Origin of the sequence: Oligella sp. HMSC09E12, assembly GCF_001808505.1 — a bacterium.
Lineage (GTDB): Bacteria > Pseudomonadota > Gammaproteobacteria > Burkholderiales > Burkholderiaceae_B > Oligella > Oligella urethralis.
Map to the genome: position 1 here is coordinate 1 of NZ_KV793536.1, position 1230 is coordinate 1230.

Below are 1230 nucleotides of genomic sequence, written 5' to 3' on the forward strand. Positions count from 1 at the left end.
CTGATCCTAGCCAATTTAATAGACAGTCTGTTCCTCTAAAGCAACATAATAATTTTGTTCATATTGAATGGGACTAAGCCAGCCATTGGCTGAGTGGCGTCGCATTCTGTTGTAATACACTTCAATGTACTCAAATAATACGTGTTTGAGTTGGTCTCTTGTTCGATAGTTCTCTCCATGAATAATATGTGCTTTTAGGGTATGGAAGAAGCTTTCTGCCACAGCATTATCCCAACAGTTACCTCGACGACTCATGCTTTGTGTGGCGCCATACGTTAACGTTAAGGCTCTAAAGTCAGCACTGCAATATTGACTCCCTTGATCGGAGTGAATCAATACGTCTCGTGGGCATCCTTGTTGAAGCATAGCCATACGCAAACTCTCATTGACTAATTGACGATCAATTCGCGAGCTTGTTGTCCAACCCACAATACGACGACTAAATAAATCTAACATGACACAAAGATAGAGCCATCCTTCCTGAGTTCTTAAATAAGTAATATCGGTAACCCAGACTTTATTAGGAGCACTTACCGTAAACTGCCGATTTAAATGGTTCGCCACCACAGGAAGGCGGTGATTAGAGTCCGTAGTTCTCTTGAATTTACGTGCCACTTTGCAGCGTAAATTCGCCTCTTGCAGTTAACGTCCGATAGTACGCTCAGACACCTAAAAGCCTTGTTCGCGCATGTCCTGAACTAAGCTTGGTGCGCCTACGCGCCCTTTGTGCTTTAAAAACTCACGATGTAACGCCAGCTTTAAGGCACAAGGCTGTGTAGAACGCTTACGCCAGGCATAGAAGCCTGAGCAACTGACCGATAAGGTTCGGCAAAGGATAGCTAAAGGATAGCATTCCAAGTTCTCCAGAATAAACGTGTACTTTAGCGACTTGGATTTTTGACAAAGTACACGTGCGCCTTTTTTAAGATTTCATTTGCCTGTTTCAGTTCAAGATTCTCTTTTTCAAGCTGACGAATGCGCTCTTGCTCAGGGCTTAAAGGACGTTTACTTGTTCCGCCTTGTTGCTGCCGTATCCAACGGTCTAAGGTAGATTCGCCAATGCCTAAATGATTGGCAAGTGCGGCAATAGATTGGTCGCTATTAGCTAAGGCATAGCTAACAGCTTGTTGTTTAAATTCTGGACTAAAGCGTTTGGGCATGTTAATTTCTCCTGTGAAATAAGCATACGCTTTAGAGGGAGTGTTTGTCTACTTTTCTGACTAGGATCAA

General features: G+C 43.3%; 1 pseudogene. It reads right to left on the reverse strand.

What is annotated here, in order from left to right:
* Nucleotides 1-15 precede the first annotated feature (15 nt).
* A pseudogene (locus HMPREF3179_RS02265) lies at nt 16-1160 on the reverse strand (IS3 family transposase).
* Between the last annotated feature and the right edge of the window lie 70 nt (nt 1161-1230).